The sequence below is a fragment of the Pseudooceanicola atlanticus genome (genome assembly GCF_000768315.1).
GTDB classification, from domain to species: domain Bacteria; phylum Pseudomonadota; class Alphaproteobacteria; order Rhodobacterales; family Rhodobacteraceae; genus Pseudooceanicola; species Pseudooceanicola atlanticus.
The window spans coordinates 48533-64365 of sequence record NZ_AQQX01000006.1; the positions used below are offsets into that span (position 1 = coordinate 48533).

Below are 15833 nucleotides of genomic sequence, written 5' to 3' on the forward strand. Positions count from 1 at the left end.
GGTAGACGCATTCCCGAGGACCTGTTCATACAGGTGGGCGCCGGGTAACCGAACCACGGTCCGGACAGAGCCAGCTCCCTCGGATTTGCTTAAGGCCACCGGAATGTTACCGTTCACGAGAAGGGCAGCACCCGCCTCCAGCCCAGATAGGCCATGCATCCCGGTCCGACAAGGGGGCGATTTTCCGTATCCTCAGAAACCGCGTTAAGGCACCGAACGGGACGTCGGTATTACGTCGGTATCGCATCGGTATTGCATCGGTGCGGGATCGGCATGGGGCAGGCGCGGGCGCAGAGCCCTTTCGCCGGCGGGACCAGTTGAACGTCCGTGATCGCGAGGCTTACTCAGTCACCAGATCGTAGCTTTCCAGTTCCTCGCGGGTGAGGATGTAGATGCTTTGCGGCGGGGTCGACAGGCCGTGGGTCAGCAGCATCGGGTCCACGCCCATCTGGTCGAGATGGCGCATGACCTCGCCCTGGCCGCGCTGGATGTCCTGCACGGCGAGGAAGGCGGGCAGCAGGGTGTTTTCGCCGTAGTAATGCTGGTGCACGCCGATGCGGGCGTCCTCGGCCGCGGTGCGGGTGGTGCCGGCGGCGAAGATGTAGGGGCAGGCCGACAGACAGACCTCTGCGTCGCGGATGATCGTCGCCTTGCCGGCCTGGCGGATGGCGCGGCCGATCTCGAGCGCGTCGCGGACCGACCCGCCGGGGGAATGGATCGCGATGGTGGGCGCGGGGGAGGCCGCGATCTGCGTGGCGATGCGTTCGCCATCGCCCGCCTCGATCCGGCCGGTCAGCAGCGCGACGGAGCCATCGACAGGATCGAGGATCAGCCGGTCGGGCATCGGCCCGGTTTCGACGCCGGGCCCGGCAGGCATGGTCGGGTCATAGCGCCGGGTCTGGTCGCCGGGCCGGGTCGGCTGTTCGAAGCCGGGCGCCCGGGGGCCGGTCGTCGGCAGCGAGAAATCCCGTCCGATATCGCTGAGGAACAGGAAGGCGGCGAGGACCAGCTGAAAGGCCAGCACGCCGGTGAGCATGCGGCGGACGGGGCGCAGCTTTTCCTGGTCGGAGATCATGCCTTGTCCTCGGGGCGCGGGGTGGCGGGGGGCGTGTCCTCTGCCGGTTCGGGTGCGGATGCCTGTTCCGAGGAAGCCGGTTCGGGGGGCGGGGCCGTTGCCGCCGGGGTGGCCAGGAAGGCCGCGTCGACCTCGCGGGCAGCGTGAAGGGCGGCGCGCAACTCGGCGATGGTCATCGTGTCCTCGATCGGGGCGCCCTCGCGGCCCAGGCGGATCAGGCCCTGGGTGATCGCGATGATCAGCACCAGCACGGCGGGCAAAAGGTCGATGGCGATGGCCCCGGCCCAGGAGGGAATGAAGTTGCGGGCATAGAGGATGACCGCATCGGCGGCCGAGATCGGCGTGTAGGTCGATTCCGCCGGGGGTGGCATTGCGATGACCTCGGCGGCGGCGCGTTGCAGGGTTTCGGCCCGCTGCGCCAGCACGTCGAGCACGGAGGTGATCGTGGCCGACTGATCCGAACGATTGGATTCCGTCCGGCCGTCCAGTTCCGGCAGCACGACGGAGGCGGCGAGGTCCTGCGCCGCACGCTCCACCAGAGGCGCGACGGACAGCTGGCGCAGGCGGGTGATGATACCCGCAAGGCGCACGGCCTGTTCGGAAAATTCGACCGAGCGCCCCTCGACCGGGCCGGGTTCGACGGTCAGGGCGCGCATGCGGGACAGCAGCGCATTGCCCTCGGCGAAGGCGGCGGCGACGAGCGGGTCCTGTTCGGCGATCTGGTCTTCGAGACCGGCGAGTTCGTTGGATTTCTGCCGCAGCACCCGGAAGACGGCGCCGCGCCCGGCGAGGCCGGAGAGGGTGCCGGCGGCCTCCTGCTCCGACAGGTCTTCGAAGCTTTGGCGGACGCGGGCGACGTCCCGCTCAAGCCCTTGGGCGGACAGGGCAATTTCGTGCGCGCGTTCCAGCGATCCCTGGTAATCCTGCACGGTTTCGGCGAGGTGCTGTTCGACCGCGGCAGCCCCGGCCAGCGCGGCGGCGTTCAGCCAGGACGACATGGCAACGATGGCCAGCGAGCCAAGCCCCATGGCCCCCAGCAGGCCCATCCGCGAACGGGCGGTGCGCATCGCCGGGAAGAGCCGCATCATGTAGGACCAGAAGACGAAGATGCCGGTCGACACGGCGACGGAATAGGCGATGGCGGCAAAGGCCTTCATCGCGCCATCGCCGTCCAGCAGGGTCGAGACGCCCAGATAGGTGTAGATGCCCGAGGCCACGGACAGAACGCCCAGGGCGGCACCGGTGAAACTGTCGAGCCAGCCAAGATGGCCCTCTAGCTCGCGCGCCATGCGCGCGCCGCGATCGGTTCTGTCGGTCATTTGGTCCCCCCGGTCTGGCATTCGGATGAAAATAGGGCGCGACAGGGCGTTACGCCAGTGCGGGTCTCGTGGGGTTGCGTTTGTTCACGAAATGTTCATCATGGCGTCATGAGCGACGTGACCTCGGATCTGGCTCTGATGCAGCCCGGACAGGTGATCGCCAGGGGCGTGTGCCGCCTGCTGGCGAGCCACGATTTCGGCTGCCTGGAGGAGTTCGTGCCCAGACGTGGCCTGCGGGTCGACGTGATGGGGCTGGGCCCCAAGGGAGAGCTGTGGTGCGTGGAATGCAAATCCTCGCGCGCCGATTACATGTCCGATCACAAATGGCAGGGCTACCTGGAGTTCTGCGACCGGTTCTTCTGGGCGGTTGGCCCGGATTTCCCCGTTGAGTTGCTGCCGGACGAGACCGGGCTGATCCTGGCCGATGCCTGGGGCGGAGAGATCCTGCGCATGCCGGGCGAGACCAAGCTGGCGGGCGCCCGGCGCAAGGCGATGACGCTGAAATTCGCCCGCGACACGGCGCGGCGCCTGCAGGGGTATCGCGATCCGGGCGGGCCGTCTGGCGTGGGGTTCACGGCGTAGAGCGACGGACGGGCCCTCGGAAAACGTTAACCTGTTGTTGGCAGGTTGCGACTAGACCCTTCGTTACGGATCAGCGCTTTTTCTTGCGTCCCACGGATTCGGCGGCCTTGGCGGCGGCCAGGATTTCCTCGGCGATTTCGCGAGCCTCGTCGGGCTCGAAATCCATCGGAATCTCGGTCGTGCCAGCCTCGATGAAGAGACGGACCATACCGGCGTCGGTCGGGCCGATTTGAAGATTTGCTTCGATATCGCGTTCCGTATCGATGCCCATGGGCGCCTCCGTTTTCGAGATGGGCTTGGCTATCGCGGCGGGGAAAAAGTTTCAAGTGGGCACGAAAACAGGGCCATACGGACGGGATTTGAACTAGTGCAACCTAAAGGAGATTTTTTAGTCTTTTGAACAATGTTGACATGACATGGCCACAATCTCGTCACCTTTCGGTTGAAAGCTGATTTCCAAGACATCCGAGGGAAGAAACCCCCAAATGAAATTCATTCGACGTTTCGTCGCAGAAGAAAAAGGCTCCGCATCCCTGCAACTGACACTGCTCGTGCCGGTGTTCCTGGGGGTGACAATGGGCTCGACCGACGAAGTGGGCGCAATGCTCGGCAAGAAGCTGAACAAGTTCCAAAGCTCGCTCGAAGGTCAGATCGCAGCCCCCACGGGGTCGTCGCACTTCATGGGCAAGGCGCCCGGCGGCACCTCCGGTGCGAAGTGGATCGAGGTTCCCTCGGCCGGATCGGTCAGCGACCGGATCATGGCGGTTGTCGCGGGCTGAGGCCCGGTTTTTCCCCCCGGTGAGATTTCCTGTCATAGACGTCTTGCAATCGGTGCGGGACATCTGTAATTGCCCCTGCACGTGCCGCCTTAGCTCAGTTGGTTAGAGCGCTGGATTGTGGATCCAGAGGTCCCCCGTTCAAGCCGGGGAGGCGGTACCACTCCCCCCTGACAGTTTGAAAACAGCGCCGATTGAGGCGGTTGGCCCGCCTTTGCGGGCTGTTTTGTTTTCCGGGTCCGTTATTCGGGCAGGGGCAGTTGCGTGGTGCCGGTCAGCTCGCCATCGGCCGTGTAGACAAGCGCGCGGCCATCATCCGTGACCACCATGTACCAACCGGGGCCGGCGGTGATCGCCTGGGCGATGGCGCCTTCGGGCAGGGTAATCGCATCGGGCAGGGCGGGCAGGGTGGTGCCGCCCTCGCGGAAACGGATGACAATCAGCAGGATCAGCACTAGAAGCCCGACAATCATTACCCCGGCCAGCACCGTCACCAGCGCCCGCAGGAAGCGGAGATGCGGAATATCGGGGTGGTCGTCGTCGAGAGGTGTGTCCGTGTCAGATGAATCCGTGTCCACGCAGGTTCTTTCCGTTCGTATCGGGGCCAATCCGCCCAACCGCCTTGATAAGGCCTTGGCGCGGGATGTGCCAGAGGCGGCGGCCCTGTCGCGCACCCGTCTGGGCCGGTTGATCGCCGAGGGGCAGGTGCTGTCGGGCGGCGCGGCGGTGACGGACCCCAAGGCCAAGGTCGAGGAGGGCGACGTCTTCGACATCACGCTGGAGGCGGCGGCGGAGGTTGAAACGGTCGCACAGGACATCGCGCTGGACGTTGTCTATGAAGATGACTGGCTGATCGTGGTGAACAAGCCCGCGGGCATGGTGGTGCATCCGGCGCCGGGCACGCCGGACGGGACGCTGGTCAACGCGCTGCTGGCCCATTGCGGCGACAGCCTGTCGGGGATCGGCGGCGAAAAGCGCCCCGGGATCGTGCACCGGATCGACAAGGAAACCAGCGGTCTGCTGGTGGTGGCGAAGTCGGATGGCGCGCATCATGCGCTGGCCGCGCAATTCGAGAAACATACGGCAAAGCGGGCCTATCTCGCGGTCTGTCATGGTGTGCCCGACCCGGCGGACCCGCGTCTGCGGGGCGTGAAAGGGGCGAGTTTCGAACCGGGCGGCGTGCTGAAACTGACCACGCAGCTGGCCCGGCACCGCACCGATCGACAGAAACAGGCGGTCTGTTTCACCGGCGGGCGGCACGCGGTGACGCGGGCGCGGCTGCTGGAGGATTTCACGGTCGCCGCGCTGGTCGAATGCCGGCTGGAGACGGGACGAACCCATCAGATCCGCGTGCATATGGCCCATGCCGGGCACGGGCTGGTGGGCGATCCGGTCTATGGCGGACGTCGCCGCGCCGGCAAGACGGTGGGGCCGGAGGTGGCCGAGGCGCTGAACGGTTTCCCGCGTCAGGCGCTGCATGCGGCGGTCCTGGGTTTCGCCCATCCCGAGGACGGTCGGGCGCTTCGGTTCGAAGCGCCCTTGCCCGACGATATGGCGGAATTGCTTGCGGTTTTAAGGCGTTAGGTCGTGTGAGTCATGCTGACTTACTTCGTAAGTTGGCGGGCGCCGCGCAGCAGCCACAGCGCAAATCCAAGCTCTGCCAGAAGCGGGACCAGGTAGGCGGGCTGCATAGCTTCGTTGACCTCGGGCGCGATGAAGCGGGTGGCGCTGCCGAAGAGGTAGACCAGCCCTGCCGCCCCGACCAGGCCCGACAACAGGCGCGGCGCGGTGGCCCTGTGCAGCAGCCAGGCCATGACGAGGCTGTTGAGCCCGAAGAACCACAGCCCCAGGTCATAGCCCGCCGCATGGCGGTCGATCAGGGCCATCGGTGTGGCGGAACCGAGCGCCTCTGCCAGAAGCGGCAGATGGGCGGCGACGATGGTCATCTGCACAAGGCGCAGGACCAGGGCGGCGCGGGCCATGCCCTCGCTCACCGGGCGGAACAGGGTGAAAAGCAGCAGGGCGAGGGTGATGTCGAGCGTCGCCATGACAAGGTCGGCCCCGATGGAGAGACGCCAGAGCGTGGCGTTTTCGGTGATGGCCTGCGCGCCTGCGGCGATCAGCGGGCCGCGCAGGGCGAGTTCGGCGGTGATGCCGAAGGCGATGATGCCGAGATAGGACAGGCCGGCGAGGCGGGCGATTTGGGGTGTTCGGGGCATTGTGACCTCCTGACTGGGTTGGTTAGGGGGTATTCCATGCGGGAAAACATAGGAACTCACCAAATCGGCAGGCATTCCATGCGAAAACGCATGTGAGATGTTTCAGCCCCTCACCCCGGGCGCACGGGGCGACACATCGGCGTGAAATGGCCGAAATGTGCATGCGCTCGCGACCGAAATCGCTTCATGGTGCGTTAATAAATGAGAACTAACGGACTTGAACACGGTCTGTGGCGTTCCTATCTGGATGTTAACGCCCTAAACATTGGGCTTGTGAAGCCCATGAAAGAGGGCATGTGAGAAGGACAGGGTATGGGTAATTATGCCAATCTGCCGGCCCCGACGCCGGAAGGCGGTCTGAACCGCTATATGCAGGAAATCCGGAAGTTCCCCCTTCTGGAGCCCGAGCAGGAATACATGCTGGCCAAACGCTGGGTCGAGGAACAGGACACCGAAGCGGCGCACCAGATGGTGACGTCGCACCTGCGGCTGGCCGCGAAGATCGCCATGGGCTATCGCGGCTACGGTCTGCCGCAGGCCGAGGTGATCTCCGAGGCCAATGTCGGCCTGATGCAGGCCGTGAAGCGGTTCGACCCCGAAAAGGGCTTCCGCCTGGCGACCTATGCGATGTGGTGGATCCGCGCCTCGATCCAGGAATATATCCTGCGGTCCTGGAGCCTGGTGAAGCTGGGCACGACCAGCGCGCAGAAGAAGCTGTTCTTCAACCTGCGCAAGGCCAAGGCCCGCATCGGTGCGCTGGAGGACGGCGACCTGCGGCCCGAGAACGTCAAGCAGATCGCGACCGATCTGGGCGTGACCGAGGACGAGGTGATCTCGATGAACCGGCGGATGTCGGGGGGCGATGCGTCCCTCAACGCGACCGTCGGGACCGAAGGCGACAGCACCATGCAATGGCAGGACTGGCTGGAGGACGAGGATGCCGACCAGGCCGAGGATTACGCCGAGCGTGACGAGATGGACACCCGCCGGGCCCTTCTGGCCGAGGCGATGGACGTCCTGAACGAACGCGAGCGCGATATCCTGACCCAGCGGCGCCTGAGCGAAGAGACCATCACTCTGGAGGACCTGTCGGCGCAATACGACGTGTCGCGCGAACGGATCCGCCAGATCGAGGTGCGGGCCTTCGAAAAGCTGCAATTGCGGATGCGCGAGCTGGCGCAGGAAAAGGGCATGCTGCCCGCCGCGTGATGTGGGCGGGGCGCTTGTGACGCGCCCGAAGCCGGACCTAAGACATGAAAAGACCCGGCCGCCGAAGGGCGCGCCGGGTTTTTTCGTGTCGGTGGGGTTGTGTCTATCAGCCGCCCAGCCGGGCGCGCAGGACGCGGACCATGTTGCCGCCCATGATCTTGGCGATCTGATCCTCATTCATGCCCTGGGCCAGCAGGGCGTGCGTCAGCGCGGCGAGTTCGGACGTGTCGAAGGCCGTCTCGACCGAACCGTCGAAATCGGAGCCGAGGGAGACGTGATCCTCGCCCAACAGCTCCACCGCGGCGGCGATCATGGAGGCAATGCCCTCGGGGGTGATCTGGCCGCAGGCGACCTCGTCCCAGTAGCCGATGCCGATCGTGCCGCCGGTTTGGGCCACGGCCTGCATCAGGTCGTCGGGCAGGTTGCGCTGCGTTTCGCAGAAGGTGGTGACGCCGGTATGGCTGACGACAAGGGGAATGTCCGTCATTTCAATGACATCCCGCACGACCTGCGGGCTGGAATGCGCCAGGTCGAGGATATATGGGCCGGAGGCGACGCGGGTGACGACCTCGCGTCCAAAATCACTCAGCCCGGCCTGGCCTTCGCCGTGCAGCGACCCGCCCAGGGCGTTGTCGAAGAAATGGTGCAGGCCGAACAGGCGATGCCCTTCGGCGATCAGGCGGTCGAGATTGTCGATATTGCCTTCCAGCGCATGGGCGCCCTCGATCCCGAGGATGCCGCCGATGGCGTCTTCGCCGGCGGCGCGGGCCTCAAGCACGGCATCGAGGTCGGCCGCGCTTTCGATCACGGTCAGGCGCGGGTCGGCCTCGGCGAAGCCATGCAGCTTCTGGGCCTGATAGACCGCGCGCTCCATCAGGCTGGTCCAGGTACGCATCGGCCAGCGCTGACCGAAGGCCAGCAGGGTGATGTTGTCCATCGTTTCGGCCGAGTTTTCCTCGTAATTCTGGCCGGCGGGGCTTTTCGTGACGGCGGTGAAGACCTGAAGCGCCACGTTGCCTTCGACCAGGCGGGGAATGTCGACCTGGCCCCAGTCGCCGCGTTCGGTCAGATCGCGTTTCCACAGCAGCGGATCGGCGTGCCAGTCGCCGACGATTAGCGTGTCATGCAGGGCGGCGGCCTCTTCGCTGACGGGGAAGGGGTCGTGATCCAGCACGTTGTTGCGCTGCGCGCCGACATAGGCGGGCGCGAAGGTCCAGAAGCCGATGACGCCGATGATGGCGAGGACGACAAGGCCGAGGACGATCCGGGCCAGCCAGACGAGAAAGCGATACATGGGGTCCCTCCGTTATGGTCCGGCCTGTTCGGCGCGCAGGGCGCACAAGGGGCCGGCATGTTTGACGGAAGGGTAAGCGCAATCGGGGCGGCGCGGCTATGTTTGCGTAGCGTCAGCCGTTGCGGAAATGCCGCCAGAGCGCGCGCAGGTCGATCCAGATCAGCGCGACGCCCAGCGGGAACATCCAGAAGCCGAGGATCGGCAGCATCCCAAAGACGCCGCCGACCATCAGGAGCAGACCGAGGAGCGAGCGGAGGCCCGGGGGCACCCGTGTCTCGACCCAGCGGATGGCCCGCCGCAGCCGGGTGCGCCAATCGGGCGTCTCCGGTTGCGATTTGCGGGACATGTCAGTCCTCCATGGCTTCCAGTTCGTCGATGAAGCCTTCGATCATCGACAGGCCCTTGTCCCAGAAGGTCGGGTCCGAGGCATCCAGGCCGAAGGGGGCCAGAAGCTCCTTGTGGTGTTTCGAACCGCCCGCGCGGAGCATGTCGAAATACTTGTCCTGGAAGCCTTCCGGCGCCTCGGTGTAGGCGGCGTAGAGCGCGTTCACCAACCCGTCGCCGAAGGCATAGGCGTAGACGTAGAAGGGCGAGTGGATGAAATGCGGGATGTAGGACCAGAAGACCTCGTACCCGTCCATGAAGTCGAAGGCCGGCCCGAGGCTTTCCGCCTGCACCGACATCCAGATCGCGTTGATGTCGTCGGGGGTCAGTTCCCCGCCGCGGCGCGCCTCGTGCAGCTTGCATTCGAAATCGTAGAAGGCGATCTGGCGCACGACCGTGTTGATCATGTCCTCGACCTTGCCTGCGAGCAGCGTCTTGCGTTCGGCCTGTGACTTGGCCTCGTCCAGCAGCTTGCGGAAGGTCAGCATCTCCCCGAAGACCGACGCGGTTTCAGCCAGCGTCAGCGGGGTGGAGGACAGCAATTCGCCCTGTTCGGCGGCCAGCACCTGGTGCACGCCATGGCCCAGTTCGTGGGCCAGCGTCATCACGTCCCGCGGTTTGCCCAGGTAGTTGAGCATCACGTAGGGGTGCGCGTCGGTCACGGTGGGGTGGGCAAAGGCGCCGGGGGCCTTGCCGGGTTTCACGGCGGCGTCGATCCAGCCCTTGGTGAAGAACGGTTCGGCGATATCGGCCATGCGCGGATCGAAGCCCGCATAGGCGGACATCACCATGTCCTGCGCGGTCGGCCAGTCGACAGTCTTGGGCGGTTCGATCGGCAGCGGCGCGTTGCGGTCCCAGACCTGCATCCGGTCGAGGCCGAGCCATTTGCGCTTGAGCTCGTAATAGCGGTGCGAGAGGCGGGGATAGGCGTTGACCACGGCATTGCGCAGCGCCTCGACCACTTCGGGTTCGACCTGGTTGGACAGGTGGCGGCCGGTCTGCGCGGTCGGCATGCCGCGCCAGCGGTCCATGACCTCTTTCTCTTTCGCCTGGGTGTTGTGGACGCGGGCGAAGGTCTTGATGTTGTCGCCCAGCACGCGGGCGATTTCCTGGGCCGCGGCCTCGCGCGTGTCGCGGTCGGGGTCGGTCAGCAGGGTCGTCGTGGCCTCGAGCCCCAGTTCCTCTTCGTTCACGTAGAAGCTGAGCCCGGCGATGGTTTCATCGAAGAGCTTTTCCCAGGCATCGCCGACGACGCCCATGTCGTGCAGGAATTTCTCCATCTCGTCGGACAGCTGGTAGGGCTTCATCGCGCGGATGCGGTCGAAGATCGGCTTGTAGCGGGCGAGGTCGGCATTCTCGGCCAGCAACCCGGCCAGGTGGTCGTCGGCAAGGCGGTTGAGTTCGAGCGAGAAGAAGACCAGCGGCGTGGTGTAGGTGGTGATCTTGTCCTGCATGTCGGACAGGAACTTGGCCCGGCCGGCATCGGTGGTCAGCTGGTAGTAGCGCAGACCGGCATAGGACATCAGGCGTCCGGAGACCGTGGTCAGCCTTTCGTCGCGCTGGATGCAGGTGAGCATGCCCTGGGCGTCGAGATCGGCGAGCTTGCCTTCGTAATCGGCGGCAAAGCTGGCGCATTCCTCTTTCAGCCAGTCGAGATCGCGCTGGATCTCGGGCGCATCGTCCGAAGCATAGAGGTCGGTGAGGTCCCATTCGGGCAGATTGCCGAAATCCTTGCCGCCCTTGGGGGCGTTGGCGTCATGGACGGGACGGGGATGGGCTATCATGGTCTCTCCTTCGCTCTTTGGGCCAGAGATAGGCGGGGGCGAAGGCAGCGACAACCCCGGAAAGGGGCGGCGGGGGATGTGTCGCGGGGGGATCGGGCCGTCTGAGCCGGTTTAGGGCGATGGTCGTCGGGTATATGCGATCAAGCTGCATCGCGCGGGGCGGCGCGGCCCCGCGTTGCCGCCGGGCGGTGCTCAGGGGGCCGGGTTTATTCAGCGAACGTCACGCGTGCCGTCGGGCCGAGCGACGATGCGGGCCGTAAGCCGGATTCAGGCTGTGCCCCGGACCTCAGGCCGATTTGGCGGCCCTGGGCGAAGGTTCGGCATGGGTGGCCAGGAAATCCAGCAGGCGTGCGAAAAGTTCGTCGCGCAGCTGGGGCGTTTCCATCAGCACCTCGTGGCGGCCACCGTCAAGCATCACCAACTCTCCGCCCGGCCAGGCATCCATGCGGGAATGGACGCGGGACGGGTCGACGATCTGTTCCTCGGTGCCCAGGAAGGTCAGGCAGGGCATGTCGGGCGAGGGACGCCGCGCCAGGTGCAGGGTTTCGGCGAGCGCCTGACCCAGCCAGTGCAGGGACGGCCCGCCGAGGCTGAGATCGGGATGCGTATTCAGCTGGCGGCGCATGTAATCGTACATGTCCTGGTCCGAGGTCAGCTTGTTGCCCTCGAACTCCGCATCGAGCGGGTAGGGCGCCTCCTTGGTGCCCGGCGACATCAGGTGGCCGAGGCCCAGTCGCGAGCCGCTCCAGCTGAGGACCCAGGCGGCGGGGCGCGTCGGTGCGGCCAGCCGGATGCCCCACATCGGGGCGGAGAAGATCGCGGAATTCACCGGCAGCCCCTCCATCACCGAGCGGAGCGCGATGCAGCCGCCCATGGAATGGCCCAGCACATGCCAGGGCTGCGGCAGGCCGACCTGCGTCGCGACATCGAGTGCCGCGGCAACGTCGTACTGGTAATCGGGGAACAGGCCGATATGCCCGATCAGCGCATTGTCGGTGATCCGGTCGGCAATCCCCTGGCCGCGCCAGTCGATGGCCATCACGGCATAGCCTGCTTCGGTCAGGACGCGGGCGTCGCGACCGTATTTCTCGATATATTCGGTGCGGCCGGGGAAGATCAGGACCGTGCCCTTTTCGCTGGCCGTGTCGGCAGGCCGCCACCAGCCAACGCGAATGCGCAGATCGTCAGAGGTTTTCGCCCAGACGGCCTGGCCGCCGGAGGGCCCTTCGGCCACATCGTCGAAGAACGGTGCCTGATCCATGATCTTCCCCTTGAGACCTCAGCTGAGAACCGAGCCGAGCGCCATGGCCTTGCCCATGTCGCCATCGACCGACAGCTTGCCGGTCATGAAGGCCGACGTCGGGTTCAGTTCGCCCGACAGGATTTCCTGAAAGGTGTCCTGGTCGGCGGTCAGGGTCACATCGGCCTCTTCATCGCCGGCGCGGACCTCGGATCCGTCGATCATGATGGCGCCTTCGCCCTCGACCACGAACTTGGCCGTGCCGCTGAAGCTTTCGCCGTTCATCTTTTCCTGAAGCGCCGCCACAGCGGCGTTAATCACATCACTCATAGTTCACCTTTCCTCGAATTTGGCCCAGAGGGGTTACAACGGGGCTAACAATCCCCATTATGAACGCTACACTCCTAGGTGTTATGGGCGTCTCTATGCATTTTTCCAAACTTGTCGTTGCGGCATCCCTGGCTCTCTGGTCCGGGTCAGCCGCTTATGCGGATCAAAGTGACCGGAGTGCCGAGCTATTGCAAGAACTGCATGACGCGGAGCCGGTCGACGCAAAACGGATCGAGCGCGAGCTGTCCCTGATGTGGCGACGATCGGGGTCCGCCTCGATGGATCTGCTGCTGACGCGGGGCCAGGATGCGCTGGAGGCCGGGGAAATCGACACCGCGATCGGTCATTTCTCGGCCCTGGTCGATCATGCGCCGGATTTCGCCGAAGGCTGGCATCGCCGCGCCACGGCGTTCTACCGGCAGCAGGAATACGGGCTGGCGGTGGCCGATCTGGGCCGCACTCTGACATTGAACCCGGATCATTTCGCGGCTTTGTTCGGCCTTGCGGTGATTCTCGAGACACTGGACCAGGAAGAGGAAGCCTTTGGCGCCTATTCCCGTGTCCTCGAGGTCTATCCGACCCATGAACGTGCGCAGGAAGCCGTCGACCGGCTGCGCCGCACGGCCACGGGGACCAGCCTGTAGCCCCTGCAAGACAGGGCACGACGTCAGAGGAATACATGGCCGGGCAAGCCAGGATCACGGCCGTTCTCGGGCCGACCAATACCGGGAAGACCCATTATGCCATCGAGCGTATGCTGGGATACCGGACCGGTGTGATCGGGCTGCCGCTGCGGCTGTTGGCGCGCGAGGTCTATGACAAGATCGTCGCGATCCGCGGCCCGTCGGTCGTGGCGCTGGTTACTGGCGAGGAACGGATCGTGCCGCCGCGCACCCAGTACTGGGTCTGCACGGTGGAGGCGATGCCCGAGGGCATGGGCACCGATTTCCTGGCCATCGACGAGATACAGCTCTGTGCCGATCCCGAACGCGGCCATGTCTTCACCGACCGTCTGCTGCGGTCGCGGGGCACGAACGAGACGCTGTTCCTGGGCTCGGACACGATGCGCGGCAAGATCGCGGAGCAGGTGCCCGAGGCGCAATTCATGCGCCGGGAGAGAATGTCTCATTTGATGCATTCCAGTTCGAAAAAGATAAGTCGTATGCCGCCACGCAGTGCAATTGTCGGCTTTTCGGTTGATAATGTATATGCCATCGCGGAGCTGATCCGCCGCCAGAAGGGCGGTGCGGCGGTCGTCATGGGCGCGCTGAGCCCGCGGACGCGGAACGCTCAGGTCGCGCTCTACCAGAACGGCGATGTGGACTACCTGGTGGCCACCGATGCGATCGGGATGGGCCTGAACCTCGACATCAATCATGTCGCGTTCTCCGCGCTGTCCAAGTTCGACGGCCGTCGGATGAGAGAGCTTCAGCCCAACGAGCTGGCCCAGATCGCGGGCCGAGCGGGGCGGGGCATGGCGGACGGCACATTCGGCACGACGGGGCAGGCGCCGCCGCTGGACGAAGGCGTGGCCGAGGCGATCATGGAACATCGCTTCACCCCGATCCGCCACCTGCAATGGCGCAACCCGTCGCTGAACTTCGCCACGCCCGAGGCGCTGATCGCGTCGCTTGAATTGCCGCCGCAGGAACAGGGGCTGGTCCGCGCCCGCGAGGCCGACGACCTGACCGCGCTGCGCAGCCTGTCGCTGGATGACGAGGTGCGGGCGCGGGCGTCGAACGTGGAGGCGGTGCGGCTGTTGTGGGATGTCTGCCGGATCCCGGATTTCCGGGGTATCAGCCATGCCGAACATGCCTCGCTGCTGTCGCAGATCTACGCCTATCTTCACCAGAGCGGCCGCGTCCCAGATGACTGGCTGGCGCGCCAGATCCGGCGCATCGACCGCACCGATGGCGATATAGATGCCCTGTCGAAACGGTTGGCGTTTATCCGCACATGGACCTATGTGGCGCAGCGGCGCGGCTGGGTTGGTGACGAAAGTCATTGGCGTGACGAGACGCGCGCTGTAGAAGACCGCCTGTCGGATGCTCTTCACGAGCGCCTGACCCAGAGATTTGTGGACCGGCGCACCAGCGTGCTGTTGCGGCGGCTCAAGCAGAAGGAGGCCCTTTTGGCCGAAGTAAGTGATACCGGGGAAGTGACTGTCGAGGGCGAATTCGTCGGCCGTCTGGAAGGGTTCCGTTTCCGTCAGGATGCGCAGGCATCGGGGGAAGAGGCGAAGACGTTGAACCGGGCGGCCTTGTCCGCGCTGGCCCCGCATTTCCATCTGCGGGCCGATCGGTTCTACAACGCGCCCGATACCGAGATCGATTTCACCGAACAGGGTGGGCTGATGTGGGGCGAACAGGCCGTCGGCAAGATGGTCGCCGGCCCCGAGCCGCTGAAACCCGGCGTGCAGGTCTTTGTCGATGACGAGGCCGGGCCGGATGTCGCGCAGAAGGTGCAGCGTCGCCTGCAGCATTTCATCGACCGCAAGATCGCCGCTCTGTTCGAGCCGCTGATCGGCATGAGCCGGGACGAGGCCCTGACCGGGCTGGCGCGTGGCTTTGCCTTCCAGATGGTCGAGGGGCTGGGTATCCTGCCGCGCGCGCAGGTCGCCAACGAGGTCAAGCAGCTGGACCAGGATGCCCGCGGCGCGCTGCGCAAGCACGGCGTGCGGTTCGGCCAGTTCACCATCTTCATGCCGCTTCTGCTGAAGCCCGCGCCGACCCGCCTGCGGCTGGTGCTGTGGTCGCTGTCGAAGGGGCTGCAGGAATTCCCCGAGGCGCCGCCGCCGGGCCTGGTCACCGTGCCGACCGACAAGGACGCGCCGGATGGCTATGCGACCATGGCGGGCTATCGCGCCGCCGGCGAACGGTCGATCCGGATCGACATGCTGGAACGCCTGGCCGATATGCTGCGCGCCGAGGATAGTCGCGGCGGGTTCGAGGCCAAGGCCGACATGCTGTCGATCACCGGCATGACGCTGGAACAATTCGCCGACCTGATGCAGGGCCTTGGCTACAAGGCCGAGAAGGGCGAGCGAGAGAAGGTCAAACCGGCTCCCGCTGCTGAGGCGCCCGCCGCCGATGCCGCCCAAGGTGGCTCCGGACCGTCCGACAAGGTCGACAGCACGCCACCGTCGGATCCGGCCGCCGAGGATGCGGCCCAGGTGGTGCCCGACAAGCTGGAAGACGAACAGACCACCGCCGGTCAGACCACCGAGGAGGTCCTGGCCGAGGCCGGTGCCGCGCCCGAGAATGTCGAAGCCTCTGCCGAGGCGACGGCGGCCGAGACGGGTGCTGACACGGGTGCCGAGGCGACGGAAGAAGCCGGTGAGCCCGAAACGGAGGTGTTCTACACCTTCACCTGGGGCGCCCAGCGTCAGAACCGCAACCAGAACCGGGGCCAGGCCCGCGGCCCGGCCAAGGGCAAGCGCGAGGATGGCGGCAAGGGCGGCAAGGGCAAGCCGCGCGGCAAGGGCAAACCCCGCCGCGACGACGGGCCCAAGAGCTTCCAGTCGCGTCCGCCCAAGAAGGAAAAGGCCATTGATCCGGACAACCCCTTCGCTGCGGCGCTCAAGGGGCTCAAGACCGACTGATCCGATCATGGAATGCCGTG

Annotated in this window: 16 protein-coding genes and 1 tRNA gene; 7 read left to right on the top strand and 10 right to left on the bottom strand. The window is 65.5% G+C overall.

Going from position 1 to position 15833, the window contains the following annotated elements:
* Positions 1-340 precede the first annotated feature (340 nt).
* A complete protein-coding gene (locus ATO9_RS14820; protein ID WP_043750743.1) occupies positions 341-1075 on the bottom strand; it encodes a COG3904 family protein in 735 nt (244 codons plus the stop codon).
* Positions 1072-2394: a hypothetical protein gene (locus tag ATO9_RS14825; RefSeq protein WP_156127881.1), complete on the bottom strand. Its 1323-nt coding sequence runs from the start codon at positions 2392-2394 to the stop codon at positions 1072-1074. The genes ATO9_RS14820 and ATO9_RS14825 overlap by 4 nt, the downstream gene beginning before the upstream one ends.
* A gap of 108 nt (positions 2395-2502) precedes the next feature.
* Between ATO9_RS14825 and ATO9_RS14830 the strand changes: the two genes are divergently transcribed.
* Complete coding sequence (locus ATO9_RS14830) at positions 2503-2976, top strand: MmcB family DNA repair protein (RefSeq protein WP_043750750.1); 474 nt, start codon at positions 2503-2505, stop codon at positions 2974-2976.
* A gap of 70 nt (positions 2977-3046) precedes the next feature.
* Here ATO9_RS14830 and ATO9_RS14835 read toward each other — a convergent pair whose 3' ends face one another.
* Positions 3047-3247, bottom strand: a complete 201-nt coding sequence (locus ATO9_RS14835; protein WP_043750753.1) for a DUF6324 family protein — start codon at positions 3245-3247, stop codon at positions 3047-3049.
* A 214-nt stretch (positions 3248-3461) separates the two neighbouring features.
* On the opposite strand from ATO9_RS14835, the gene ATO9_RS14840 reads away from it, so the two are divergent.
* Both ATO9_RS14840 and ATO9_RS14845 read left to right on the top strand, forming a co-directional pair.
* A complete protein-coding gene (locus ATO9_RS14840) occupies positions 3462-3755 on the top strand; it encodes a hypothetical protein (RefSeq protein WP_043750757.1) in 294 nt (97 codons plus the stop codon).
* Positions 3756-3838: 83 nt separating this feature from the next.
* Positions 3839-3915, top strand: a tRNA-His gene (locus ATO9_RS14845).
* Between the two features lie 79 nt (positions 3916-3994).
* On the opposite strand, the gene ATO9_RS14850 is transcribed toward ATO9_RS14845, so the two are convergent.
* Positions 3995-4330 carry a DUF6476 family protein gene (locus ATO9_RS14850; protein ID WP_043750760.1) on the bottom strand — a complete coding sequence of 112 codons (336 nt, stop codon included), beginning with the start codon at positions 4328-4330 and terminating at the stop codon, positions 3995-3997.
* On the opposite strand from ATO9_RS14850, the gene ATO9_RS14855 reads away from it, so the two are divergent.
* Positions 4323-5336: an RluA family pseudouridine synthase gene (locus ATO9_RS14855; protein WP_043751052.1), complete on the top strand. Its 1014-nt coding sequence runs from the start codon at positions 4323-4325 to the stop codon at positions 5334-5336. The two genes, ATO9_RS14850 and ATO9_RS14855, sit on opposite strands and share 8 nt — an antisense overlap.
* A 20-nt stretch (positions 5337-5356) precedes the next feature.
* Here ATO9_RS14855 and ATO9_RS14860 read toward each other — a convergent pair whose 3' ends face one another.
* Positions 5357-5971: a DUF4386 domain-containing protein gene (locus ATO9_RS14860; RefSeq protein WP_043750765.1), complete on the bottom strand. Its 615-nt coding sequence runs from the start codon at positions 5969-5971 to the stop codon at positions 5357-5359.
* Between the two features lie 312 nt (positions 5972-6283).
* On the opposite strand from ATO9_RS14860, the gene rpoH reads away from it, so the two are divergent.
* Complete coding sequence (gene rpoH, locus ATO9_RS14865; RefSeq protein ID WP_043750767.1) at positions 6284-7180, top strand: RNA polymerase sigma factor RpoH; 897 nt, start codon at positions 6284-6286, stop codon at positions 7178-7180.
* A gap of 106 nt (positions 7181-7286) precedes the next feature.
* Here rpoH and ATO9_RS14870 read toward each other — a convergent pair whose 3' ends face one another.
* The 5 genes from ATO9_RS14870 to ATO9_RS14890 all read right to left on the bottom strand — a co-directional run bounded on the left by ATO9_RS14870 (position 7287) and on the right by ATO9_RS14890 (position 12212).
* Positions 7287-8474: a dipeptidase gene (locus ATO9_RS14870; protein WP_043750770.1), complete on the bottom strand. Its 1188-nt coding sequence runs from the start codon at positions 8472-8474 to the stop codon at positions 7287-7289.
* Positions 8475-8586: 112 nt separating this feature from the next.
* On the bottom strand, positions 8587-8820 hold the full coding sequence (locus tag ATO9_RS14875; RefSeq protein WP_043750773.1) for a hypothetical protein: 234 nt from the start codon (positions 8818-8820) through the stop codon (positions 8587-8589).
* 1 nt (position 8821) lies between these two features.
* Positions 8822-10642, bottom strand: coding sequence for a M3 family oligoendopeptidase (locus tag ATO9_RS14880; RefSeq protein ID WP_043750776.1), 1821 nt, complete (start codon positions 10640-10642; stop codon positions 8822-8824).
* Positions 10643-10928: 286 nt separating this feature from the next.
* Positions 10929-11903, bottom strand: coding sequence for an alpha/beta hydrolase (locus tag ATO9_RS14885; protein WP_043750782.1), 975 nt, complete (start codon positions 11901-11903; stop codon positions 10929-10931).
* 18 nt (positions 11904-11921) lie between these two features.
* Positions 11922-12212, bottom strand: coding sequence for an SCP2 sterol-binding domain-containing protein (locus tag ATO9_RS14890; RefSeq protein WP_043750784.1), 291 nt, complete (start codon positions 12210-12212; stop codon positions 11922-11924).
* 188 nt (positions 12213-12400) lie between these two features.
* Here ATO9_RS14890 and ATO9_RS14895 point away from each other — a divergent pair, with 188 nt between their 5' ends.
* Complete coding sequence (locus ATO9_RS14895; RefSeq protein ID WP_202902144.1) at positions 12401-12856, top strand: tetratricopeptide repeat protein; 456 nt, start codon at positions 12401-12403, stop codon at positions 12854-12856.
* A 35-nt stretch (positions 12857-12891) separates the two neighbouring features.
* On the top strand, positions 12892-15813 hold the full coding sequence (locus tag ATO9_RS14900; RefSeq protein ID WP_043750788.1) for a DEAD/DEAH box helicase: 2922 nt from the start codon (positions 12892-12894) through the stop codon (positions 15811-15813).
* Positions 15814-15833: the final 20 nt, after the last annotated feature.

What these genes read in the sequence shown, in the direction of transcription:
- ATO9_RS14860 (WP_043750765.1), bottom strand. Translation starts at nt 5,971, where the DNA reads ATGCCCCGAACACCCCAAATCGCCCGCCTCGCCGGCCTGTCCTATCTC.
- ATO9_RS14890 (WP_043750784.1), bottom strand. Translation starts at nt 12,212, where the DNA reads ATGAGTGATGTGATTAACGCCGCTGTGGCGGCGCTTCAGGAAAAGATG.
- ATO9_RS14900 (WP_043750788.1), top strand. Translation starts at nt 12,892, where the DNA reads ATGGCCGGGCAAGCCAGGATCACGGCCGTTCTCGGGCCGACCAATACC.
- ATO9_RS14875 (WP_043750773.1), bottom strand. Translation starts at nt 8,820, where the DNA reads ATGTCCCGCAAATCGCAACCGGAGACGCCCGATTGGCGCACCCGGCTG.
- ATO9_RS14825 (WP_156127881.1), bottom strand. Translation starts at nt 2,394, where the DNA reads ATGACCGACAGAACCGATCGCGGCGCGCGCATGGCGCGCGAGCTAGAG.
- ATO9_RS14870 (WP_043750770.1), bottom strand. Translation starts at nt 8,474, where the DNA reads ATGTATCGCTTTCTCGTCTGGCTGGCCCGGATCGTCCTCGGCCTTGTC.
- ATO9_RS14820 (WP_043750743.1), bottom strand. Translation starts at nt 1,075, where the DNA reads ATGATCTCCGACCAGGAAAAGCTGCGCCCCGTCCGCCGCATGCTCACC.
- ATO9_RS14835 (WP_043750753.1), bottom strand. Translation starts at nt 3,247, where the DNA reads ATGGGCATCGATACGGAACGCGATATCGAAGCAAATCTTCAAATCGGC.
- rpoH (WP_043750767.1), top strand. Translation starts at nt 6,284, where the DNA reads ATGGGTAATTATGCCAATCTGCCGGCCCCGACGCCGGAAGGCGGTCTG.
- ATO9_RS14885 (WP_043750782.1), bottom strand. Translation starts at nt 11,903, where the DNA reads ATGGATCAGGCACCGTTCTTCGACGATGTGGCCGAAGGGCCCTCCGGC.
- ATO9_RS14830 (WP_043750750.1), top strand. Translation starts at nt 2,503, where the DNA reads ATGAGCGACGTGACCTCGGATCTGGCTCTGATGCAGCCCGGACAGGTG.
- ATO9_RS14840 (WP_043750757.1), top strand. Translation starts at nt 3,462, where the DNA reads ATGAAATTCATTCGACGTTTCGTCGCAGAAGAAAAAGGCTCCGCATCC.
- ATO9_RS14880 (WP_043750776.1), bottom strand. Translation starts at nt 10,642, where the DNA reads ATGATAGCCCATCCCCGTCCCGTCCATGACGCCAACGCCCCCAAGGGC.